Raw genomic sequence first — 23,003 nt, 5'->3', positions numbered from 1 at the left:
TAGAAAAGAACTAAACCGTGTCCGGGGACGGTGTCTGCGGCCCCTGGATCTGGCGCGCGCTCACGTTACCGAAGGTGCGGGCCAGGTCCATTTCGGACTCCAGCACGGCCGCCAGCCGCCGCACGCCCTCGCGGATGCGCTCCGGTGTCGGGTAGCAGTACGACAGCCGCATCTGGCGGCTGCCGAAGCCGTCGGCGTAGAAGCCGGTGCCGGACGCGTACGCCACCCGGGCGGTCACCGCGCGCGGCAGCATCGCTTTGGTGTCAACGCCTTCCGGCACCGTCACCCAGACGTAGAACCCGCCGTCCGGCTTCGTCCACGAGCAGCCCGGGGGCAGGTACTGCTCCAGCGCGGACAGCATCGCGTCGCGCCGGTCGCGGTAGTTCTCCCGGAACTTCTTGATCTGGCCCTTCCAGTCGTGCGTGGCCAGGTAGCGCGACACGATCATCTGGTTGAACGTCGGCGGGCACAGCGTCGCCGACTCCGCGGCCAGCACCAGCTTCTCGCGCACGGCGTGCGGCGCGAGCACCCAGCCGACGCGCAGGCCGGAGGCGAACGTCTTGGAGAACGACCCGAGGTAGACGACGTTCTCGGGGTCGGTCGAGCGCAGCGCCGGGTACGTCTGGCCGTCGAAGCCGAGCAACCCGTACGGGTTGTCTTCGACGACCAGGACGCCGTGCTCGCGGCAGATCTCGAGGATCTCCGCGCGGCGCTCGACGGCCAGCGTGACGCCGGCGGGGTTGTGGAAGTTCGGGATCGTGTAGAGGAACTTGACCCGGCGGCCGGCCTTCTTCGCCTGATCGAGTGCTTCCCGGAGCAGCGAAGGCACCAGGCCGTTGTCGTCCATCGCCACGTGCACGACCTGCGCCTGGTAGGCGGCGAACGAGCCCAGCGCGCCGACGTAGGACGGGCCTTCGGCGATCACGACGTCACCGGGGTCGCAGAACAGCCGGGTGACCATGTCCAGGCCCATCTGGGAGCCGACGGTCACGACGACGTCGTCCGGGTGCGCCTTGATGCCTTCGAGTGCCATGATTTCGCAGATCTGCTCGCGCAGCACGGGGACGCCGTGCGCCGAGCCGTACTGCAGCGCCACGAGGCCGTCTTCGGCGATGATTTCCGCCACCTGCGCCGACAGCGTGTCGAGCGGGAGCGCCGCCAGGTTCGGCATGCCGCCGGCCAGCGAAACCACCTCGGGCCGGCTGGCGACCGCGAAGAGCGCTCGGATCTCCGAGGCGGTCATCCCCGCGGTGCGGGCGGCGTACCGCTCGAGGTGCGGATCGAGGTTCTGGCGGCCGCTGTGCGGCTTGCTGGGGCGGTTCTCGGTCATCGACGATTCACCCGGGGCTCGGTTAACAGATCCCGTCGAGTGTAACCGTGCACCCATCCGGGACCCCTGGCCTTTCGGCGCTCGTCACATCGGCCTATCCTCGACCATGGCTCCCGTGTTCGTGCTGTGGTCCCGCGCGGCTTGACGGCCGGGCAGCCGGTCGGGAGCGCAGGTCAGGGAGGTCGCGGGTGTCGCGTCGCGTCGTGGGCGTCACACTGGACAACCTTGAGCACTTGCCGAAGAGCTGCCGCCGGTGCGTGTACTGGGAGCTCGCCCCGCACCTGAAGAACCAGGCGGAGGAGTTCGGCGCCACCGAGGTCGAGAAGGAAGCCTGGGTCTCGAGCGTGCTGCTCGAGTGGGGTTCCTGCGGCCGCATCGTCTACAGCGACACGCTGCCGGTCGGGTTCGTGCTGTACGCCCCGCCGAACGCCGTCCCGCGCGCGCTGGCCTTCCCGACGTCCCCGCCGAGCGCGGACGCGGTGCTCCTCACGTCCTTCCAGGTCCTCCCGGAGTTCCGCGGCGGCGGGCTCGGCCGGATGCTGGTCCAGGCGGTCGCCAAGGACCTCACCAAGCGCGGCGTCCGCGCGATCGAGGCGTTCGGCGACGCGCGCCCCGACGAGACGGACCCGGACGGCGGCCACAGCTGCGTGCTGCCCGCGGCCTTCCTGCAGAGCGTCGGCTTCAAGACGGTCCGCCCGCACCCGAAGTGGCCGCGCCTGCGCCTCGAGCTGCGCTCGGCGATCACCTGGAAGGAAGACGTCGAGGCCGCGCTGGAGCGGCTCCTCGGCCAGGTGACGATCACCACCGCCGAGCCGAGTCTCGGCCGCGCCTGACCCTCTCCGCAAACGTTTGCGCCTGCGTTTCGTCACGCTCGAAATTGTGCTGTGCACAACTGTGGATGAAGTGCCGAGTTATCCACAGAGCGCTGATAGGAGCGGTGGACAAGCTGTGGAGAACTGCCCTCCACCCTGGGGACGGCGAGCGCGCGTCCCCAGGTGTGGTGGAGCAGGTGAAGGTGAGCCGCTAGGGGTTGTGGTCGGGCCTACTCGGCCTTCGCGAGCTCGTGCGCCAGGACGTCGGCGAACGTGAACGTTCCCGTCGGCTGGTCGCCCTCGCCGAGCAGGTACAACCGCTTGACGGCGATGAGGATGCCCTCGGCGACGATGTCGCGGAACGCCGGGTCGGCCAGCTTGCGGCTGTCGTCCGGGTTCGTCAGGTAGCCGATCTCCACGCGGACCGCCGGGCAGCGGGTGCGGGTGAAGATCTCCCACGTCTTGTAGTGCGTGCGGCAGTCCAGCATGCCCGTGCGGGCCGCGACCTCGCGCTGGATGAAGCCGGCCAGCAGCTCGCCCACCGTCGACGTCGTGCCGTTGCCGGTGCCGAAGTGGAAGCTCGCGATGCCCTGCGCGCGCGGCGAGGGGTTGCCGTCGCTGTGCAGGGACAGGAACAGGTCGGCGCCGGCGTCGTTCGCGAAGCGGGCGCGCTCCAGCTCGGTCGGGCTGTGGTTCGGGCCGCGGGAGATCAGCGCCTCCATGCCGGTGGCCTTCATCCGGCCTTCCAGGCGGCGCGCGAGGTCCCACGCGATGTCGGCCTCGCGCAGGCTGCCGGCGACCACGCCGAGGTCGTCGCCGCCGTGGCCGGGGTCGATCACGATGCGCTTGCCGCGCAGCCGGGGGCCGGCCTGGCGCACCTGCTCCTGCTCGCGCAGGAAGACGGGGCGGCCGCCGCGGGCGCGCGGCGAGGACAGGCGGTGCAGCTCGCGGATGGTCGCCGGGCCGCACATGCCGTCCGGCGTCAGGCGCATGTCGCGCTGGAACGTCTTGAGCGCGCGCTCGGTCGCCGGGCCGAAGTAGCCGTCGGGGCGGCCGGCGTCGAAGCCCAGCTCGGTCAGCCGCTCCTGGAGCGTGAAGACGTCGTCGCCGTGGACGGGCGACGCGATCATGTAGGACAGCGGACGGCTGCCCAGGTGGTAGCTGGCGCCCTTGAGCGCCTGGAACGTCGCCGGACCCACGACGCCGTCGGTGATGAGCCCACGGCGCTGCTGGAAGGCACGGACGGCGTGCTCGACGGCGACGTCGAACGTGCCGTAGTCGCCGGTACCGGTGACCGGCGGGAGCAGGTCCATCCCGGCCAGGATGGACCTGATCTCGGCGACGTCCGGACCGGCGTCACCGCGGCGGAGTACCCGCATGCACTCCTCGCTCTTCCTAAGGCACCGAATCGGGGGCTCGGTGCGTGGCAGAAAACCTTCGCTGGGACAAGCCCAGGTCTTCTATTGTGCCTTGCGAACTCTCGGTGACAGCGCAGGCCCGGTAGGTGCGTCAAGAACCCGTTCGTGCTGAACCTTCAGTGGTCCTCGTCACGCTCGATCGACCCACACCGGTGTGATTCCCCCGAACGACGAAGACCCGGGACCCGCGGGAGCATTCCCGCAGGCCCCGGGTCCGCCGGGTGTGCCTGGGCTCAGAGAACGTCGGCGAGGTCGGACAGCAGCGCGGCCTTCGGCTTGGCGCCGACGATCTGCTTCACCGGCTTGCCGCCCTGGAACAGGATCAGCGTCGGGATCGACATCACCTGGTAGTCACGCGGCGTGTTCGGGTTCTCGTCGATGTCGATCTTGGCGATGGTCAGCTTCTCGCCGTTCTCGGCCGCGATCTCCTCGAGCACCGGGGCGACCATCTTGCACGGCCCGCACCAGGTGGCCCAGAAGTCGACGAGAACCGGCTTTTCGCTGGTCAGGACCTCGTCGACGAACGTCGCGTCGGTCACCTTCACGGTGTTGGCCATGGTTTCTCCTTCAGGGGTGAGTGAACGCCGGAAAGTCAGTTGGTGCCGGCGCCGTAGCCGCCGCCGACGAGCTCGGCCGCCTCGTGCGCGTCCGATTCGCCGTGCTCCGCGAGCCATCGTTCCGCGTCGATCGCCGCGCTGCACCCGGAGCCCGAGGCGGTGATCGCCTGCCGGTACGTGCGGTCGACCAGGTCGCCGGCCGCGAAGACGCCGTCGACGTTGGTGTAGGAGGTGCGGCCCTGGGTGATGACGTAGCCGTCCTCGTCCAGGTCGACCTGCCCGCGCACGAGCTCGCTGCGGGGGTCGTGGCCGATCGCGACGAAGAAGCCCGAGACGTCCAGCGTGGACTCGCTGCCGTCCTTGGTGTCCTTCAGCCGCAGGCCCTCGACCTTGCCGTCGCCGAGCACCTCGGTGATCTGGGAGTTCAGCCGCCACTTGATCTTCTCGTTCGCGCGGGCGCGCTCGAGCATGATCTTGGACGCGCGGAACTCGTCGCGCCGGTGGACGACGGTGACGGACTTCGCGAACTTCGTCAGGAAGGTCGCCTCCTCCATCGCCGAGTCGCCACCGCCGGCGACCACGATGTCGTGGTCGCGGAAGAAGAAGCCGTCACAGGTCGCACAGGCCGACACCCCGCGGCCGAGCAGTTCCTGCTCACCCGGCACGTTCAGGTACCGCGCCGCCGCACCCATGGCGAGGATGACCGCGCGGGCGGCGTAGCGCTTGCCGTTCGCGTGGACGTACTTGACGTCCCCGGTCAGCTCCAGCGACTCGACGTCCTCCGCGCGCAGCTCGGCGCCGAAGCGCTCCGCCTGCTTGCGCATCTCCTCCATCAGGTCGGGACCCATGATGCCGTCGCGGAACCCGGGGAAGTTCTCGACCTCGGTCGTCGTCATCAGCGCGCCGCCGAACTGCGTGCCCTCGAACACCAGCGGTTCCAGCTGGGCCCGCGCCGCGTAGACGGCAGCGGTGTATCCGGCAGGACCCGACCCCACGATGATCAGGTTCCTGATTTCCTCGGCAGCCACCCGTGACCTCCGCTCGTAGTGACCCGTGTACCAGGCTCAACACGATGGTAGGTGGCCATGTTCCCAGCCGTGACAGCCGCTACTTCTCCCCAACGACCTTGTCGAACAACACAGCCGGGTTACCGGGCCCGCAGTCGGCGCCGAAGGCCACCAGGCGGAACTGCGCGAGCTTCCCGGTGGTCAGGATGATCATCACCCCGGCCTTGCCGCCGACGTTCACCGGGCGGATGCCCTCCGGCCGCACCTTCGGGTCGAGGCCGGCGGCCGCGATGCACGCGTCCAGCTTGTCCTCGGTCCGCAGCGGGCCGAAGTCGCGGACGCCGATCGCCTTGCCGACCAGTGCCTGCGCCCCGGCGCCGTCGTTGCCCACCGACGGGCCCGAAGGCGCCGGCGCGGCGACGTCCGGCGTGCCGCTCTGCTGCGACGTCCCCGGGATGGCGACCGTCACGGCGACGACCGCCGCCGCGGCCGCGGTCAGCACCCCGGCCGCCCAGCCGAGCCGCTTGGTCCGCCGCCGCCGGGCCGCCGCGAGGTCCACCACCTGGGCGTCCCGCGGTGCCGGAGCTGACGGCCGGGCTTCGGGAAACCTGGCCGCTGCTTCGGCGGCCAGCGCCGCGTCCAGCCGGGCCGCGAACTCCGCGGGCATCGGCGGCGCGGGCGCGTCGGCGAACGAGGCCAGGTCGGCCTGCGTGGCGTCGAGGGCGTCCAGGATCGCCTGGGCCTCCGGATCCGCGTGGACCAGCGGCCACAGCTCGGCCGCCTGAGCGTCGTCCAGTACCCCGGCGTGGAGGTCGGCGAGCACGTCGACAGACCAGGGCGGACCGACGGTCCCCCCGATCCCCCGGCTTTCGTCCGTCATCGTCCCTCCCCGCTACCCGGCTGACGCCCGGCCCGTTTGCTTTCGTGAGTTGGGACGTTCGCAATCGCATCGGGGTTCCGCAGGTGCCCGAGAACCTTCGCGAGTTTTCCGCGGCCCCGCGCGCACCGGCTCTTCACGGTGCCTTCGGCGATGCCCAGGAGCTTCGCCGTCTCGGCGACCGAGTAGCCCTCGACGTCGACGAGCACGATCGGGGCGCGCTGGTCCTCGGGCAGCTGCTCGAGGGCTTCGCGCACGAGCAGGCTGGTCTCGCGCTCGGCCATCGAGTCGCGCGGCGACGCCGGCTCGTTGAAGCCGGTCTCCGGCAGCGGGACGGTCGGGCGGGCCTGGCGGCGGCGGATCCGGTCGAGGCAGGCGTTCACCACGATCCGGTGCAGCCACGTCGTGACCTGCGACTCCGCCCGGAACTTGTCGGCGGCCCGGAACGCCGAGATGAACGCGTCCTGCAACGCGTCGGCGGCCTCTTCGGGGTCGCGGACCGTGCGCAGGGCGACCGCCCACATGCGGTCGCGGTGCCGTTGGACGAGTTCGCTGAACGCATGGGGGTCCCCCGCGGCGTGAGCCGCTATCAGATCCGCATCCGTGGGAGCTGCAGCTGTCACCCGGCAGAGCCTACTGACCCTGTCGGGTGCGTCACCCCGCAGGCAGGAAGGTCAGGTCCGCGATTTCCGTCTGGAACTCGTCGTCGGCTCCACCCAGCTGGGTGATCCAGACGATGAAGTACTCACCCTGGGTCGGCTGGGCCAGCGGGATCGTGGTGTCGCCGTCCTTCAGATCGCCGTTCCCGACCACCTTCGTGTCGGCCAGATCGGGGTTCTTCTCGGTTGCCGAGCGGATCTCGACCTTGGTGCCCGCGGTGCCGCCGGACACCTGCACCTGGCTGAGGGTGATCGGGTCCTTGAAGGTGACGACCAGCCCGACGCCCGGCTTGATGGCCGGGAACTGCTGCTTGTACTGCTCGGTCCGCCACTGCGTCTCGGCCTTGCCGTCGATCGCGTACTTCGCCCGCGCGGTGTTGTCGCCCTTGCCCTCGGGGTTGTAGACGGCGATGGCCTGCGGCTTCACCGGCGCGCCGACGGTGGGCGACGGCGGCGGGGCCGGCTGGCTCGAGGCGGGTGGCTGCCCGGCGGGCTGGCTCGACGCCGGCGGCGCGGCGACGTTGATCGTCGGCCCGCTCGCCTTCGAGTCGCCCTGGAAGACGTTGATCAGCATCAGCCCGCCCCAGGCGAGGATGACGACGGTCGCGACCACCAGCACGGTGACGCCGAGCGCGAGCTTGCGCCGCCGGGCGACGTCCTTGACCGGCTTCTTCGTGGTCCAGACGGTGCCTTCGCCCTCGGCCGGGTCACCCCCGACGGCCTTGATCAGCTGGGTGCGCTCTTCCTCCTCGGCCACCTGGTCGAGCATCCGGAGGATGGCCGCGCTGGTGCGGATGCCGCCGTTGCCGCCGTCCTCGATCGTGCGGACGGCCAGTGACGACAGGTCCGCCGGGACCGTCGGCACCAGCTGGCGGGGCGGGACGATCCGCCCCTGCGGCGACTGCGGCGCCGCCGGGATCGCGGGCGGGCCGCCGGGCAGCGCCCAGCGGCCGGTCAGCAGCAGGTAGAGGACCGCGCCGAGCGCCTTGACGTCGTCGCGGAGGGTGGCTTCCGGCAGCGGGCCGGGGAAGGCGAGCTTGAGCGCGCCGTTCGGCGTCAGGCGGAGGCGCTGCGGGTGGTCGAGCCCGAGGACGAGCCCGTTCTGGTGCGCCTGCTCGACGGCTTCGGCCAGCGCCTGCACCATCCGCGCGGCCGCGGCGGGCGCCACCGGCCGCTGCGCGACGAGGTCGACCAGGTCGCTGCCCTTGGTCCACTCCGCGACGACAACGCCGAGCAGGCCTTCGCTGGAGGTGATGCCGCTGCCGAGCGCGAGCACGTCCAGCACGCGGGCGACGCCGCCGTGGCCGAACTTGGACGCGTGGGTGGCGCGTTCCAGGGTGCGCCGGGCCAGCCGGGCGGCTTCGGGATCGGCCGGGTCGCCGACCAGCAGGGTCAGCGCGACGTCCCGCTTCAGCTGCCCGTCCCGGGCGCGCCAAAGGTGCGCGTCGCCCCGCTCGTCCACGCCGAACTGCGCGAGGAGGCGGTAGCGGCCGTCGCCGACCACACGCCCGGGGGCCAGCGATCCGACCTGGGCCTTGCCCACGTGGTTCGCACCCCCCGCCTGTTCGCTCCGCCTCGTGTCCACCCTCACTCGCTCCCGCTCGATCCCCGCTGTCGAGGGTACCCAGAATACGACGCACGAGTCGTCGCCATCCGTACCGGAATCGTTACCCGCGCTTGATCAACCGGGTGAACCTCGAAGTGGCCGGCTTCAGCTCCTCCACCTTGAGCGCCATCAGCACGCCGAACGAGACGACGATGCCCACGACGCTCTGCAGGAGAAGTTTCACCCACGCACCGAATGTCGGCCCGAACGACTCCGGCACCAGCTTGCCCGCGACCCACGCCGCGGCGACGCCGAGCACGCTCGCCACCACCGTGAAGAGGATCACGCCGATCACCCGCTTGCTCCGCAGGTTGCCCAGCGTCACCCAGAGCCACACCTGGCCGAGGATCGCGCCGACCACGAACGTCAGCGCGTTGACCATCATGACGCCGAGCACGACGTTGTCCGGCGACAGCAGCACCGGGCACAGGTACAGCAGCGGCACCTTGACCAGCGTCATCACGATCATGATCAGCGTCGGCGTGCGCGCGTCCTTCATCGCGTAGAACACGCGCATCTGCAGCATCACCAGCGCGTACGGCAGCAGCGCGAACGCCGAGATGGCCAGCGCGTCGCCGAGCCGCTCGGCGGTCTCGACCGTGCCCTTGCCGAAGGTGAACAGCGCGATGCCGATCGAACCGCCGACCACGGTCATCACCGCGGAGATCGGCACGAGCATCACCGTCGAGATCCGCGACGCGTAGGAGAGGTCGCCGATCAGCTTCTTGTGGTCGCCGTCGGCGGCCGCGCGGCTCATCCGCGGCATGATCGCCGTCAGCAGCGAGACGCCGATGACGCCGTACGGGAGCTGGAAGAGCAGCCAGGCGTTGCTGTAGGCCGTCACACCACCGGGTGAACCGCTGGTCAGGACGCGCGTGTTGATCGTGTAGCCGATCTGGCTGACGGCGACGTAGCCGAGGATCCAGAGCGCGAGGCCGCCGAACTCCTTCATCTGCTTGTCGATGCCCCAGCGCCACTTGAACCGGAAGCCGGACCGCAGCAGCGGCGGCACCAGCAGCAGCGCCTGCGCGACGATGCCGCCGGTCACGCCGATGCCCAGCGTCAGCACCTTCGGGTCGGTGATCGACACCTGCTCGGTGTTGATGTCGCCGGGCATGATCCAGACGACCAGGATCGTGAAGATGACGACCAGGTTGTTGATCACCGGCGCCCACGCGGTGGGGCCGAAGATCTGCTTGGCGTTCAGCACCGCCGAGAGCAGCGCGAAGACGCCGTAGAAGAAGATTTCGGGCAGCAGCAGGTAGGCGAACGCCGTGGTCAGCTCCGCGCTCGCCTTGCCGGACTGGTCGACGTAGAGGCTGGTGAACGCCGGTGCCGCGATCACCGCGACGACCGTGCCGACCAGCAGCAGCGTGAACGCCACGGTGATCAGGCGCTGGGTGTAGGCCGTGCCGCCGTCGTCGTCGTCCTGCGAGCGCACCAGCAGCGGCACCACCACGCTGGCGAGCACGCCACCCATCAGCAGCTCGAAGATGATGTTCGGCATCGTGTTGGCGACGTTGAACGAGTCGTTCGCGATGCCCTGGCCGATCGCGCCGACCAGCAGCAGCTTCCACAGGAAGCCGGTGATCCGGCTGATCAGCGACGCGATCGCCATCCGCCCGGACGCCTTCGCCAGCGACGGCGCCTTGGCCGGCGCCTCCGGCGCTTCCCCGTCCGGCCGGGGCTTGACCAGCGGCCCCTTGAGCGCCGGCATGACCTGGGTCGCCAGCGCGTCGTACGGGCGCATGACGTCCGGGTCGGCGACCGGCCACCGCGAGTTCATCGGCACGCCGGCGGTGCGCGGGATGAACCGCGTGGCCTCCGGGTCGGGCGGGCGCTGGGCCTCGTCCTGCCACGGCCGTACCGGCGCCGGCCGCCGGGTACCGCGACCACGCGGCGGAACCGGCGTGCCGGGCGGCGGGGTCGCGGGCGGGCTCGGCTGCGGCAGCCGCCCCTGGTGCGGGCCACCCGGCCGGTCACCGCTCGGCGAGACGACGGGCTGGGCACCGCTCAGCGGCTGACCCGGCTGGAGCCCACCGAGCCGGTCACCGGCCGGCGGCTGGTTCGGCGGAGGCGCGACGGGCTGGCCGCCGCTCGGCGGCACACCCGGCGGCAGGCCGCCCGGCTGTGACGTGACGGGCTGGGCACCGCTGAGCGGCTGACCCGGTTGCAACCCGCCGAGGCGGTCGCCGCCCGGTGGCTGGCCTTGCTGTGACCCGCTCGCGCGGTCGCCACCCGGCTGCTGGCCGCCACCCAGGCGGTCGCTACCCGGTGGCTGGCCCGGCGGTGGCCCGCCTGGGCGGTCGCCGCTCGGCGGCAGGCCGCCTGGCTGTGACGTGACGGGTTGGGCACCGCTCAGCGGCTGACCTGGCTGCAATCCGCCGAGGCGGTCGCCGCCCGGTGGCTGGCCTTGCTGTGGCCCACCCGGGCGGTCGCCGCCCGGTGGCTGGCCCGGCGGTGGTCCGCCTGGGCGGTCGCCGCCCGGCTGCTGGCCGCCTGGCTGGGACGTGACGGGCTGGGCACCACTCAGCGGCTGACCCGGTTGCAACCCGCCCAGGCGGTCGCCACCCGGTGGCTGCGGGCGGCCGCCCGGCTGTGGCGGGAGCGGTGGCACGGGCTGGACCCGGGTCGGCGCCGGGCCACCGGCGCCGCGAGGTGGCTGCCCGCCGCGTGGCGGGAGCTGCTGAGGTGGTGGTCCCTGCGGACCGCGGCGCTGCGGCCGGTCCTCGCGGAGGGCGCGGTCGTCGACGGGGCGGTCGCCGCCGCGGGGGGCGCGCTCGTCCGGTGGCCAGTCGTCGCGTGGCGGGTCTTCTTGGGGCCAGTCGTCGCGCGGTCGTTCGCCCTGGGGAACTCGGTCGTCGCGGCGGGGCCGGACCGGCCGGTCGCCGCGCGGGGCGCGGTCGTCGCGGGCCGGGCGAGGCGCGCGGTCGCGGCGGTCGTCGCGAGGCGGGAGGTCGTCCCGGCCCCGGCGCCGCTGGCGGTCGTCGGCCGGGGCGCGGTCGTCGCGGCGGGGCTGGCCGTCGCGGGGCGGGCGCGGGGGGTCGTCCGGGGTCGGCAGCTGGCGGGTGTGGCCGTTTCGGGGCGGCTGCCTGCGGCCGCGCTCCTCCGGGGGTGGCGGCTGCTGGCGGCGGGCCGGCTGGGACGCGCGCGGGGGCCCGTCCCCCCGTTGCGGGGGCGGACCGGCTTCGCGCCGAGGACGACTCGCACGCTCGGGTGGTAAGCCCGGCTCTCTCTCCAACGCGCGCCCAATCCTCGGTGCTCTACTCCGTCGCCGCGGCCCGGTGCCGCGCACGTGCGGACCAAGGGTAATCGGGAACCGCCCGGAACACTCGAAGGCCGAGGGATCAGTCCACTACATCGCGTCCGGCCCGGGCGTCCTTTACCCGCCGGTAGATGCGCCTCGACGCGAGCAGAAGCAGCGCCACACCTGCGGCGACGGTCGCGATGATGGTGATCGCGCCGTACTCCGTGGAGGTCAGTTCGAACCGCGCGGATGACCCGAGCGGGGTATCGCTGGGCGTGCTCAACGACACATCGACGCTGAACCGGCCGGCCCGCAGCGCCTCGACCGGGAGCAGGTACTGCCGGCCGCCGCCCGCCGGGAAGGAGACCTCCTTGCTGACGTCCGCGCGCAGGCCCGTGTTGTTGCTCAGGGTGAACCGCGCGTTGATGCCGACCGGCAGGTCGTTCACCACGTACACCGGCAGCGGGGAGTTGCCGGACGCCAGCGCGATCGTCTGCCGCGGCTGCTGGACGCTCACGCGGTCGCTGATCGCCGCGATCTCCGCCTGGGCGTTCGCGGTCGCCGCGTCGGCGGGCAGGCCGCGCCACGCCGTCGACGTGCCGCGGAGCTCGGCCAGCCGGACCGGGGCGACGACGTCGTCCGGTTTCACCCGTTTGGTGGCGTCGAGCTGCATCGAGGACGCCATGCCGGCGGCCTGGCCTTCGACGGCCGAGAGCGTCGAGACGACCTGGGGGTCGACCGCCGCGCTCGGGTCCTGGCCGGTGTCGCCGACCGCGCCGGTGGCGGCCGGGTCGGCCGAGAGCAGCGACGGGAGGGCGATCGGGGTGACCACGCCGGCGCTGATGAAGCCGGCCACCTGCTCGAGGTACGCGGTCAGCTCCGCGGCCGGCGCGTCCCAGCGCCGCGGCGGGGCGACCAGCAGGTGGTCGGGCCGCTCCTGGCCGGCGGGCTGGCCGAGGCCGGCCCGGAAGGCGAGGGCGCCGAGGCCGTTCTGGCTCGAGATCGCGCGCTCGGTGTTCGCCGGCACGGTGACCGAGTCGGGCACGGTCGGCACGCCCGTCATGGCGGCCGACACCAGCGAGTCGGTCGGCTGCGCGCGCACGGAGCTGCCCTGCACGGTCACGCCGCCGCCGGCCGCGGCGGGCGCGAGCTTGCCCGCGTCGGTCAGCACCGTGCGGACGCCGGCCTGGGACAACGCCGCGAGCACCGCTTCGCTCGGCGTGCCGCCCGGCCAGAGCACACCGGTCTGCGGCGTGACACCCGCCAGCTGCTGGATGGTGGCCGCGCCCGAGACCGCGGCGGTCACCAGGGAGGTGTCGCCCGGGCGGATCTTGGCGACGGCGTCGAGGTCGGCGTCGGCGAAGGGCAGGGCCACGACGCACCGGCCGGTCAGCAGCGTCTTGAGCGAGGCGAGCCACGTCTTCGCGGCTTCGGTGCCCTTGCCCTGGACGTTCCCGCCGTCGGTGTGCACCTGGTAGCCGCGGCTCATCGCGTCGACCGTGGTCAGGAGGTCCGGGTCGAGGGCGAAGCACATCGACTTCGCGAGGTTCGAGTTGCCGTGCACGGCCGCGGCCGCGGCGGTGACCAGCGCGTTCAACCGGCCATCGCCCTCGATCTCGGCGGCAAGGCGGTCGTCGCGCAGCACCAGCGGCTGGCCGTACGGCGCCGCGTACACCTGCGGGACGCTGCTGGTCAGCGGCCACAGCATGGTCATGCTCGGCGCGCCGGCGCGGCCGGTGGCCTGCTTGCCGGGGGCGGCCAGCACCGGCATCAGCATGCTGACCGCGCCGAGCCGCGCGGGCCCGCCGAACTCCGGCGTGCCGTTCACGTTCACCAGCAGCGGGTAGACGCCGGGGCGGCTGAACCGCTCCGCGCGGGCGCCGGTCAGGTTCACCGTGATGTTCAGCGGCGCGGTCTGCCCCGGCTCCAGCGCGTCCGCGACCGGGGCGAAGTCGGTCAGCGGGCTGTCCTTGACGACGGCGCCGGAGAGCACGTCGTTGACCCCGCGCGAGGTCGTGACCCGGTCGCCGACCTGCAGGCGGACCTGCGGCCGGGTGATCTTCCGGTCGCCGGTGTTGGTTACCGTGCCCGCGACGGTCAGCGTCGTCGTCGACCCGGTGAGCACGCGCGGGGCGAGCTCGTTCAGGTCGACGCGCAGGCGGGCGCCCTCTTCCGCCTGGGCCACCGAGGCTCCGGTGAAGGCGGGGACGGCCAGGAAGAGGACGGAAAGGAAGGCTGCGGCGAACCGCTTCACTCGGGGGCTCCCTCAGGGGCGTGCTCGTCTCGTCCGTGGACGTCCGGGCGCGCGAAAAGTTCCTTGGCCTTCCGGACGAGCTTGCGCTCGTCGGAGTAGGCGAGTTTGGTCTCCAGCTCGGCCAGCGGGACCCAGGCCACCTCGGTGACCTCGACGTCCTCGTCGGACAGCTCACCGCCGAGCGCCTCGAGCAGGAAGTGGTGGACGGTCTTGTGGATGCGCCGCCGCTCGGCCACGAACCAGTAGTCGATGGTGCCCAGCGGCCGCATGACGCGCGCGGAGATGCCGGTTTCCTCCTTCACCTCGCGCACGGCCGTCTGTTCCACCGTCTCACCGTCCTCGATGTGGCCCTTGGGCAGCGACCACAGCAGTCTGCCGTGCCGGTCGAGCCGGCCGATCAGCACCGCCTGTTCGCGTGCCGCGTCCACCACGAGGCCGCCGGCCGACGTCTCGTCGACCGTGGTCAGGCGCCTGCCGCGCTGACGCCTGCGCCGCCTCCGCGGCTTCGAGGCGCCGGGTCGGCCGGCTGATCCAGACATGCTGCGATGCTAGAGCAAACGGTTGCCCCGGTAGGCTGGCTCTCCGTGTCCGTGTCCGGCGGTGCTCGGAGCAAGCGCACCTGGAACGTAGTGGGATTTTCGTGAACGACGTGGTCGTCAAGCAGAACGCGGTGGTGGAGCTGATGCGGGTCTCCCCCCTGGCCGAGGAACTGGCGGAGCGGTTCGCCAGTGCCGGCCACCGCCTTTACCTGGTCGGGGGCAGCGTGCGCGACGCGCTGCTCGGCCGGCGCTCCGGCGACCTCGACTTCACCACGGACGCCCGGCCGGACCGGGTGCTGAAGATCGTCAGCGAGTGGGGCGACGCGGTCTGGGACGTCGGGATCGCCTTCGGCACCATCGGCGTGACCAAGAAGGGCATGCAGCTCGAGATCACGACGTTCCGCGCGGACAGCTACGACCGCGTCGGCCGCAACCCCGAGGTCACCTTCGGCGACAGCATCGAGGGCGACCTGCTCCGCCGCGACTTCACGGTCAACGCGATGGCCGTCGAGCTGGCGTCCGGGACGTTCATCGACCCGCACGACGGCTTGAGCGCCTTGAAGGAGAAGGTCCTCGACACGCCCGCGACGCCGCAGGAGTCGTTCGCCGACGACCCGCTGCGGATGCTGCGGGCCGCCCGGTTCGCCGCGCAGCTGGGCTTCACCGCCGCGCCGCGGGTGGTCGACGCGATGACGTCGATGGCGGGCGAGATCGACCGGATCACCGCCGAGCGCGTGCAGGCCGAGCTGTCGAAGCTGCTGCTGGCCGACGACCCGCGGCCGGGCCTGGAGCTGCTGGTCGACACCGGGCTCGCCGACCGGGTGCTGCCCGAGGTGCCCGGGATGCGGCTGGCCATCGACGAGCACCACCAGCACAAGGACGTCTACCAGCACTCGCTGACCGTGCTCGCCCAGGCGATCGAGCTGGAGAAGTCGCACGAGCCGACGTCGGAGCCGGACCTCATCCTGCGGCTGGCGGCGCTGCTGCACGACGCCGGGAAGCCGGCGACGCGCGAGTTCCAGCCGGGCGGCGGCGTCAGCTTCCACCACCACGAAGTCGTCGGCGCGCGGATGGCCCGCAAACGTTTGCGGGCGCTGAAGTACTCGAAGGAGATCGTCGACGACGTCTCCCAGCTCGTGTTCCTCCACCTGCGGTTCCACGGCTACGGCAAGGGCGAGTGGACGGACTCGGCGGTCCGCCGGTACGTCACCGACGCCGGCCACCTGCTGACCCGGCTGCACAAGCTGGTCCGCGCCGACTGCACCACGCGCAACCGCCGGAAGGCGGCCGCGCTGCAGGCGACGTACGACGACCTCGAGGCCCGGATCACGGCGTTGAAGGCCAAGGAGGACCTCGACCGCGTCCGCCCGGACCTCAACGGCGAGCAGATCATGGAGCTGCTGGGCATCCAGCCGGGGCCGGACGTCGGGAAGGCGTGGAAGTTCCTCAAGGACCTCCGGCTGGACCGGGGGCCGCTGGCGCACGACGAAGCCGTGGCCGAGCTCAGGCAGTGGGCCGCGGAAAACGGCATCGGGAACGGCTGAGCCGTGACGGGGGGCGGGGGCAGCTTCCTGGTGGCGCTGATGCGCCGCGGCGCCCCCGCGATCGCCGCCGCCACGAGCGAGCTGCCCGACGAGATCGCCGACCCCACGCCGATGCACGCGCTGCGGCGCATCTCGCGGATGAACGGCCCGATCGACCCGGGCGAGCGGGACGGCCTGCTGCTGCGCGCCACCCGGTACGTCGTGCTCATCCCGCTGGCCTACCGGCTGCTCGCCGTGCCCGGCCAGTTCGGCGTCTACGCCGCCCACCACGGCTCGACCGGGCTGCTGCCGGTCGGGGTGTTCACGCTGCTGTCGGTGGCGCTGAACGTGATCGGCCTCCGCTGGATGTTCCGCTCGGCGCCGTTCCGCGGCCGGGACGCCGGAAAGCTCCTCGCCGTCGACCTGGTCTTCACCGTGCTCTCGCCGCTCGTCCTCGCCGTGACCGTGCCGGCGGACGGCTACTTCGACGCGCTCGCGGTGAGCAGCGTCCACCTCTTCGGCGAGGCCGGGCTGCTGACGCTCGCGCTGGGCGTCCCGAGCGGGCTGGTGTTCGGGCTGGCGAGCTTCCCGCTGCGGATGCTCGCGAACTGGCTCAACACCGGCCGGTTCGAGGTCGGCGCCGCGTTCTCGACGTACTCGGTGCTGCTCGCGGAGCTGTTCCTGGCCACCGCCGCGCTGCTGCTGACCGGCCTCGGCACCCGGCTGGCGCTGGCGTACGGCACCCGCAACGGACGGCTCGCCGAACGCGCCCAGCAGCACCGGATGTTGCACGACACCGTGCTGCAGACGCTCGAGGCGATGGCGCTGTCCGGGACCGCGAACCCCGAAGAGCGGCTGGTCGAGATCCAGCGGCTCGCGCGGGCGCAGGCGATGGAGATCCGGCAGACGATCGAGACTGCGAAGTCCGAGCGGGCCGAGGCGGGGGCCCGGCCGCTGGGCGAGAAGCTCGCCGCGCTCGCCGCCGAGATGGCGCGCGACGGCCTGCGCGCCCAGCTCGTGGTGGCGGAGCTGGACGACGACACGCTGTCGGAGGTCCGGCAGATCGCGATCCGCGACGCCGTGCGCGAGGCGCTGCGGAACACGATGAAGCACTCCGGCACCGACCGGGTGGTGGTCCGGGTCGAGGAGCGCGACGGCGGCATCGCGGTGATCACCCGCGACCACGGCAGCGGCTTCAGCGCCGCCGATCACCCGGCCGGGTTCGGCATCAGCGAGTCCATCACCGCGCGGCTGGCCGAGGTCGGCGGGACCTCGCGGGTCGAATCGGGACTCGCCGGGGGCGGCACGCGAGTGACGCTCTGGGTCCCGTTCTGATATCCCCTGAGACATGACCTCGATCGAGCTGCTCGCCGACGCCCTCGCCGCCCACCGCGCCGGTGACCGCGACCAGGCCGCCGCCCTCGCCGCCCAAGCCGGGCGCGCCGGCTCTTCGCTGGCCGACGAACTGCGGGCCTACCTGGGCGGGGACGGCTCGGCGCCGGTGTACGACCAGCCGGGCGCGTTCACGGCGTTCATCCGCGGTGGCGGCAACGTCGGCCTGTACCGGGCGCTGAGCGCCGCGCTCGCCGAGCGCTACGACGCCGAGAAGCCCGAATCGCTGCTCGACCTGGGCTGCGGGGACGGCCTCGCCGTCGTGCCCGCGCTGGAGCAGGCGGCGCACACCCCGGCGCGGATCGACCTGGTCGAGCCGTCGGCCGCGCTGCTCGACGGCGTCCACGAGCGGGTGCCCTCGGCCCAGTGCTGGCAGTCGACCGCCCAGGACTTCCTGGCCCGCGACGATCTCGGGTGGGACTTCGCCCAGTCGACGTTCGCGCTGCAGTCCATCGAGCCCGAGCAGCGCGCGGACGTGCTGCGCGCCCTGCAGCTGCGCACCGGGAAGCTGGTCATCGCCGAGTTCGACGTCCCCGAGTTCGAGGAAGGCTCGCCGGCGCACCTGCGCTCGCTCGTCGAACGCTACGAGCGCGGGGTCGCCGAGTACGGCGACGACGCCTCCCTGGTCGCGCAGGGTTTCCTGCTGCCGGTGCTGCTCGGGATCGTCTCCGGGCAGGAGCGCACGAACTGGGAGCAACCGGCCGAAGGCTGGGTCGAGCAGCTCGAGACGGCGGGCTTCACCGACGTCGACGTCACCCCGCTCGCCGACTACTGGTGGTCGCCCGCCGTCCTGATCACTGCCTGCTGAGCGCGCCCGTCTCGACGTGCTGGGCGAGCGGCCGCGGCAGCAGGTACGCGACCGCGCCGCCCGGCATCCCGCCCCACGGCGCCGTCACGCCGGTCAGCACGCGCACCCCGCGCAGCACCCGGTACAGCCGCTTCTCGCGTTCGCGCTCGAACGCCAGCGACGTCTCGACGAACCGCGAGCCGTCGGCGTGCACCAGGTTGCCGGTCTCGTTGCCGAACCGGACGACCGTGGTGCCCGGCGCGAGCGTGATCAGGCGCTTGCCGCGGTAGAAGTTCAACGGCGGTTCGCCGCGCATCGGCAGGATGGGCCAGTCGGCGGGCTGGTCGGACTCCTCGGCCGGGCGCGGCGGCAGCATCAGCAGCACGCCGAGCAGGAACCGGGCCGCGTCGCCGAGCGAGCCGAACGCCACCGGCTCGTCGAACGGCGGCCGTGAGACCTCCCAGCCGTTCTCGGCCCGGCGAAGCGTCCAGACACCCTCGGCGGGCACCTCGTTCGCGCCGATCCGGTAGGCGGCCGCCGGCACGCCGTGCTCGGCGAGCCGCTGCTGGAGCAGCTCCAGCGTCTCCGCGCCGCGCAGGTTCCGCACCTGCTCACCGCGGGCGACGCGGGTCAGCGCGCGCTCGTCCGGCAGGTCGGCGGGCGTCTGCGCCGGCCGCGGCGAGCCGTTGACCTCCGCCTCCGCCGTCGCGCGCACGAGCTCGCCGACGAACGGCGGGCGGAACCCGGCCGCCCGGATGTGCTCGACCAGTTCCGGCTCCGGCGGCACCCCGTACTTGCGCAGGTAGTGCGGCACGGCGGCGGGCCAGATCCAGGTGCCGTCGGTGTGGAACGCGTTCGGCACGTCCGGCTTGGCGCCCGGCGCGCCGAAGATGTCCGGCAGCGGCGCGGGCCGGTGCAGCGCGACCGGCGAGCGGAACAGGTAGTCGAGCACCCCGCGGATCTGGTCCGGCGGCACCGGCGGCCGGTTGACCACCGGGCGCTCGCCCTCGGTGTGCGCGTCCGCGGCCCGCGCGAGGCGGAACGCGAGGTCCAGCGGGAGCCCGGCCTTCGCGGTCAGCCACGGCGGCATGTGCTTCGGCGCGCGCGGGTAGGTCGCCAGCTCCAGCTCGTAGGCGGCGGTCGACGGGCGCCCGCCGTCGTTGGGCGGCACCCGCCAGTCCGGCTCGCGGTCGGCGTCGAAGTCGAAGTCGAACGACGACGCCGAGTCGAGCGTGAACGTGCCCTGGAACCAGGTGCCGGCCTCGGGCTGGAACATGGCGGCGCGCAGCCGCGCGAAGAGCCCGCCGAGCCGGGGCACCGCGGGCAGCGACACCGACACCGGGCCGTCCTCGTCGCCGACCGCGCGGACCTCGATCTCCGCGTAGTCGCCGACCTGCCGGAACTGCGCCCCGACCCGCGACCAGCCGCCCGGCACGGTGTGCAGCAGCGTCCGGCCGATCGCGCGCAGCAGCGCGTTCTGGTCGTCGCCGCCCGGCCGCGGCCGGGCCTCCGGTGCCTCGGTGAAGTCGAGCCGCGTCTGCCACAACGCCGTGAGCTGCTTGGCCGGCACGGTGACCGAGAAGTCGGTCAGCCCCAGCTGAGCCGCGCGGACGGCGTCGTCGCGGACCCAGCGCAGGGTCAGCTCGGGCCGCTCGCCCGGGGCGACCTCGAAGACCTCGCCGTCGTACTCCGCGAAGGTGCGCAGCGTGAACGTCGAGGGCACCTCGCTCGCCGGCACCACCCGCGCGGGCCGCCCGTCGTGCTCCTTGTCGAACCCGTCCGGCGCCTCTTCCTCCGGCAGCACGGACAGCAGCACGGTGCCGTCCGTGGTGGACCGCTGCGCGCGGAACGTCCCCTCGCCCCACGTCGCGTACAGGCCGTCCGGGCGTTCGGCCACCTCAACCCGGTAACGCACGTTTTGTCCTCCCCTGCCCCAGTGACCCCAGGAAACTTAGTCGACCGGGTACCGAGCGAACCACCGGTCGTCGGCCGGCGCACCCGGGCCGAATTCGGTGATCGCGTCGTCCGCCAGGCCGACGATGACGTCGCGGAGTTCCAGCTGCTCCAGCCAGCTCTTCCGCAGTGCTTCCTCGCCGTACATCGCGCCGACGAGGTTGCCGCAGACCGAGCCGGTCGAGTCGCTGTCCCCGCTGTGGTTGACCGCCGCGAGCAGCGCCGTGTCGGCGTCCGCGGTGGTCAGCGCGACGTACACCGACATCGACAACGCGGTCTCGCCGATGTTGCCCGCGCCGAGCGATTCGAGCTTCTCCGGCGTCGGCGGCCCCTGCTCGGCCAGCGCGAGCGCCGCGTCGAGCGCATCGCTCTGCTCTTCGTGCCCCGCGTGCTTCACCAGCTCGGCCCGCGCGGTCGCGACCGCGTCGAGCAGCGGCTTGCCGCGGAGCAGCTCGTGCACGATCACCGCGAAGCACCCGGACGACAAATACCCGCTCGGGTGACCGTGGGTCAGCGCCGCGCTCTCGGCACCGAGCCGGAACACCTCGGCGAGGTCGTCCGACCACAGCGCGACCGGCGCGGCCCGCATCACGCCGCCGCAGCCCTTCGAGTTGTTGATCGGCCGCTCGATGGTGCCGCGGACGCCCGAGCGGCCGTACGCCTCGAGCTCGCCGAAGCAGGTCAGGCCCGGCGCGCGGCGGCTGAACAGCTCCTGGTGGGTGATCAGCCAGCCGTCCGGCGCCTCGACGGCCGACTGCGGGCCGCGCGCCCGGTCCCACGCGACGCCCTGCGTGTGCAGCCAGCGCTGGTAGGCCAGCTGCAGCGAGTGCACGACGTCCGCGGACCCGGTCTTCCGCTGCTGGGCGTGCGCCCGGATCAGCGCTTCGAGCGTGAAGAGCGTCATCTGCGTGTCGTCGGTGATCCGGCCGACGCCGCCGTACGCGGGGATGAAGTCGGTGATCCCGGCCGGCCCCGCGATCTCGCGGATCCGGTCGATCGAGTCGAACTCCGTCTTCGCGCCCAGCGCGTCGCCGATCGCCCCGGCCAGCAGGCTCCCCCGCAGTCGCGATCGCATGTCCGGTCCCTTCGGCCGCGGGGTGAACCGGCCGCTCGGGTACCGGCGCTCCCACCGCGCGTGTTCCACGGTCTCCGTCTGGAGGCCGTTGCGGTTGAAGTACCAGAAGACGTCGCTCGCGATGTCTTCCAGCAGCCCGAGGTCGGGCAGCGAGGTCACCCAGGGCAGGCCGGGCAGGCCGCTCCGGGCGCCGACCAGCGCGCCGGCGATGGCGCCGGCCACCGGGCCGGACCGCGCGGCGAGCGTGATCGCCGCCGCCGGGTCGTAGCCGCGCTTGGCGGCGGCGAGCAGCGCGCGGCCGAGCACCGAGCGCACGCTGCGGCCGTCGCCGATGCTTTCGAGCTGGGCGACGTCGTCGGCGTCGCGGTCTTCGCGCAGCGCCAGCGTCGACTCGGCGAGGTCGCCGCCCAGCTCCCGCAGGCGGACGTGCACCGGCAGCGCGAACGCGTCGCGGGTGAGCAGAGCCTGGAACACCGCGATCAGCAGCTCGACGCCTTCGGTGACCTCGGCACCGGCGCCGCTGCCGGTCAGCTCGCGGGCGACGTCCTTCGCGTACCGCTCGCCGTCGACGTCGGCGAGCGCGACCGCGCCGGCCGGGGTCGCGGCCAGCGCCGTGGCCAGCAGCGCGGAGAACTCCGCGGGCGGCGGGCCGGCGTGCCGGGTCGCGACGGCGAGCCAGCCGACCGGGTCCGGTTCGGGCAGCGTGGCCGGGACTTCGCCGGTCGGCACCGGCGGCAGGCCGCGCAGCACGATGTCGGTGTGGAACAGCAGGTGGCGCGTCAGCCCGCCGAGCGGCAGCGGGCCGGCCGGGTCGGCACCGCCGCCGAGCGCGTCGCCGATCGCGAAGCCGACGTACGCGCCGACGATCCGGTGCCACGCGAAGCGGCCGGCCGGGGTGCCGAAGGCGGAGAACTTCCCGAACGTCCAGGGCACGGGCCGCGGCTGCGCGTCCTCGCCGACGTGCGCGATCAGGCCGTTCGCGCCCAGGTCGGCGGGCCATTGCGGGGCCTGGCCCGCGCGGCGCCGGACGCCGTTGCGGTACTGCCAGGCGAACCCGCGCAGGTAGCGGACGCACTCCTCGGGCGTCAGCTCGAAGTGGTGGTCGCGGGCGTGGTTGACCGCGTACCGCAGGTGCCGTTCGAGCAGGTCGGGCGGCTCGACGCCGAACTCCTCGACCAGCGCGGGCAGCGCCTCGGCGACCGCGGGCCCGGCTTCCGGCGCGGGCTCCTCGACCCGCGGGCCGCGTTCGCCGGTCGCGCCCAGCTCGGCCGCGGTCAGGCTGCGGACCAGCCCGCTGCCGGGGTCGAGCGTCAGCCCGGCGGACGGCGGCAGCTCGCGGACCGGCACCCGCCACCGGCGCGGGTAGCGCCCGGGCACCAGCGCCGACGAGCTGTAGGCGATGACTTCGCGTTCGCCGGTGGCGGGCACCGGCCGCACCAGCGGCTCGCCGTCCGGCAGCGGCACCAGCACTTCGCAGTCGAGCAGCGCCCGCGCGAACTCGGGGCGGCTGATCCAGCCCACGGCCAGGTAGTTCAGCAGCTTCGCGGCGTCCGTCGCCGGCACCGGGAACCCGCGCCAGACCGGGCCCGGCGTGTACTGCTCGTTGACCCGGTACTCGCCGGTCGGCCGGGTCCAGCCGCGGATCGCCCGCACCGGCAGGTCCGGGAACGCCTTCTCGTCGAACTCGGGGTCGATGTCGGGCCGCCACTGGTCCTCGGCCGGGGTGCTCGCCATCGATTCCTGGTCGAGCGTGATCTCGCCGCCGTCGTCCGGCACGAACACCACCGGGCTGGGCACCAGGCCGGCGCCGATGTCGGTGCCGTCGAGGTAGGCGGCCGCGTTGACCGTGAAGCGCCAGCCGTCCGGGCGGCGCACGGTGAACTCGTCCCGGATCCGCAGCCGGTCACCGCCCGGTCGCGTGCGCAACCACTCCCGCACGCGAGCGACGGCTTCCTGTTCTTCCATTC

17 protein-coding genes are annotated in these 23,003 nt (G+C 72.8%); 5 read left to right on the top strand and 12 right to left on the bottom strand.

The window, feature by feature from the left end:
• Positions 1-10 precede the first annotated feature (10 nt).
• Positions 11-1,330 (bottom strand): aminotransferase-like domain-containing protein, encoded by a 1,320-nt coding sequence (locus tag EIY87_RS17895; RefSeq protein WP_125309335.1) that lies wholly within the window; start codon positions 1,328-1,330, stop codon positions 11-13.
• Positions 1,331-1,518: 188 nt separating this feature from the next.
• Here EIY87_RS17895 and EIY87_RS17890 point away from each other — a divergent pair, with 188 nt between their 5' ends.
• Entirely contained in the window at positions 1,519-2,163 is a 645-nt protein-coding gene (locus EIY87_RS17890) for a GNAT family N-acetyltransferase (RefSeq protein ID WP_125309333.1), read from the top strand.
• A gap of 209 nt (positions 2,164-2,372) precedes the next feature.
• Here the strand turns inward: EIY87_RS17890 and EIY87_RS17885 are convergent, their stop codons facing one another.
• The 7 genes from EIY87_RS17885 to murJ form a co-directional block, all read right to left on the bottom strand.
• Positions 2,373-3,521: an N-acetylmuramoyl-L-alanine amidase gene (locus EIY87_RS17885; RefSeq protein ID WP_086857097.1), complete on the bottom strand. Its 1,149-nt coding sequence runs from the start codon at positions 3,519-3,521 to the stop codon at positions 2,373-2,375.
• Positions 3,522-3,793: 272 nt separating this feature from the next.
• On the bottom strand, positions 3,794-4,117 hold the full coding sequence (gene trxA / locus EIY87_RS17880) for a thioredoxin (RefSeq protein WP_003082899.1): 324 nt from the start codon (positions 4,115-4,117) through the stop codon (positions 3,794-3,796).
• A gap of 35 nt (positions 4,118-4,152) precedes the next feature.
• Positions 4,153-5,145 (bottom strand): thioredoxin-disulfide reductase, encoded by a 993-nt coding sequence (gene trxB / locus EIY87_RS17875; RefSeq protein ID WP_125309331.1) that lies wholly within the window; start codon positions 5,143-5,145, stop codon positions 4,153-4,155.
• Positions 5,146-5,224: 79 nt separating this feature from the next.
• Positions 5,225-6,004 carry a hypothetical protein gene (locus tag EIY87_RS17870; RefSeq protein WP_125309329.1) on the bottom strand — a complete coding sequence of 260 codons (780 nt, stop codon included), beginning with the start codon at positions 6,002-6,004 and terminating at the stop codon, positions 5,225-5,227.
• The gene (gene sigM / locus EIY87_RS17865; RefSeq protein ID WP_125309327.1) at positions 6,001-6,624 is read right to left on the bottom strand and encodes an RNA polymerase sigma factor SigM; all 624 of its coding nucleotides are present in this window, start codon (positions 6,622-6,624) and stop codon (positions 6,001-6,003) included. The genes EIY87_RS17870 and sigM overlap by 4 nt, the downstream gene beginning before the upstream one ends.
• A 31-nt stretch (positions 6,625-6,655) precedes the next feature.
• Positions 6,656-8,245, bottom strand: coding sequence for a protein kinase family protein (locus EIY87_RS17860; protein ID WP_125309325.1), 1,590 nt, complete (start codon positions 8,243-8,245; stop codon positions 6,656-6,658).
• Positions 8,246-8,327: 82 nt separating this feature from the next.
• A complete protein-coding gene (murJ, locus tag EIY87_RS17855) occupies positions 8,328-10,052 on the bottom strand; it encodes a murein biosynthesis integral membrane protein MurJ (RefSeq protein WP_225439933.1) in 1,725 nt (574 codons plus the stop codon).
• Between the two features lie 561 nt (positions 10,053-10,613).
• Here murJ and EIY87_RS17850 point away from each other — a divergent pair.
• Positions 10,614-11,489 carry a hypothetical protein gene (locus EIY87_RS17850; RefSeq protein WP_125309323.1) on the top strand — a complete coding sequence of 292 codons (876 nt, stop codon included), beginning with the start codon at positions 10,614-10,616 and terminating at the stop codon, positions 11,487-11,489.
• A gap of 124 nt (positions 11,490-11,613) precedes the next feature.
• Here EIY87_RS17850 and EIY87_RS17845 read toward each other — a convergent pair whose 3' ends face one another.
• Both EIY87_RS17845 and EIY87_RS17840 read right to left on the bottom strand, forming a co-directional pair.
• Positions 11,614-13,767, bottom strand: a complete 2,154-nt coding sequence (locus tag EIY87_RS17845; RefSeq protein ID WP_125309321.1) for a DUF6049 family protein — start codon at positions 13,765-13,767, stop codon at positions 11,614-11,616.
• Entirely contained in the window at positions 13,764-14,306 is a 543-nt protein-coding gene (locus tag EIY87_RS17840) for an NUDIX hydrolase (RefSeq protein ID WP_163046934.1), read from the bottom strand. Before EIY87_RS17840 ends, EIY87_RS17845 begins: the two co-directional genes overlap by 4 nt.
• Before the next feature lie 101 nt (positions 14,307-14,407).
• On the opposite strand from EIY87_RS17840, the gene EIY87_RS17835 reads away from it, so the two are divergent.
• The 3 genes from EIY87_RS17835 to EIY87_RS17825 are packed head-to-tail and all read left to right on the top strand — an operon-like array spanning position 14,408 to position 18,029.
• Entirely contained in the window at positions 14,408-15,850 is a 1,443-nt protein-coding gene (locus EIY87_RS17835) for a CCA tRNA nucleotidyltransferase (protein ID WP_125309319.1), read from the top strand.
• 39 nt (positions 15,851-15,889) lie between these two features.
• Complete coding sequence (locus tag EIY87_RS17830; protein WP_125309928.1) at positions 15,890-17,164, top strand: sensor histidine kinase; 1,275 nt, start codon at positions 15,890-15,892, stop codon at positions 17,162-17,164.
• A 13-nt stretch (positions 17,165-17,177) separates the two neighbouring features.
• Positions 17,178-18,029 carry a class I SAM-dependent methyltransferase gene (locus EIY87_RS17825; protein WP_125309317.1) on the top strand — a complete coding sequence of 284 codons (852 nt, stop codon included), beginning with the start codon at positions 17,178-17,180 and terminating at the stop codon, positions 18,027-18,029.
• Here EIY87_RS17825 and EIY87_RS17820 read toward each other — a convergent pair.
• Together EIY87_RS17820 and EIY87_RS17815 are read right to left on the bottom strand one after the other, a co-directional pair.
• On the bottom strand, positions 18,016-19,923 hold the full coding sequence (locus tag EIY87_RS17820; RefSeq protein ID WP_125309315.1) for a TNT domain-containing protein: 1,908 nt from the start codon (positions 19,921-19,923) through the stop codon (positions 18,016-18,018). The genes EIY87_RS17825 and EIY87_RS17820 overlap by 14 nt on opposite strands.
• Positions 19,924-19,959: 36 nt before the next feature.
• Entirely contained in the window at positions 19,960-23,001 is a 3,042-nt protein-coding gene (locus tag EIY87_RS17815) for an ADP-ribosylglycohydrolase family protein (RefSeq protein WP_125309313.1), read from the bottom strand.
• Positions 23,002-23,003 lie beyond the last annotated feature (2 nt).

The organism is Amycolatopsis eburnea (assembly GCF_003937945.1).
GTDB lineage: Bacteria > Actinomycetota > Actinomycetes > Mycobacteriales > Pseudonocardiaceae > Amycolatopsis > Amycolatopsis eburnea.
Note: the sequence above shows the minus strand (reverse complement) of the source record. Positions and strands in the feature narration are given on the sequence as shown.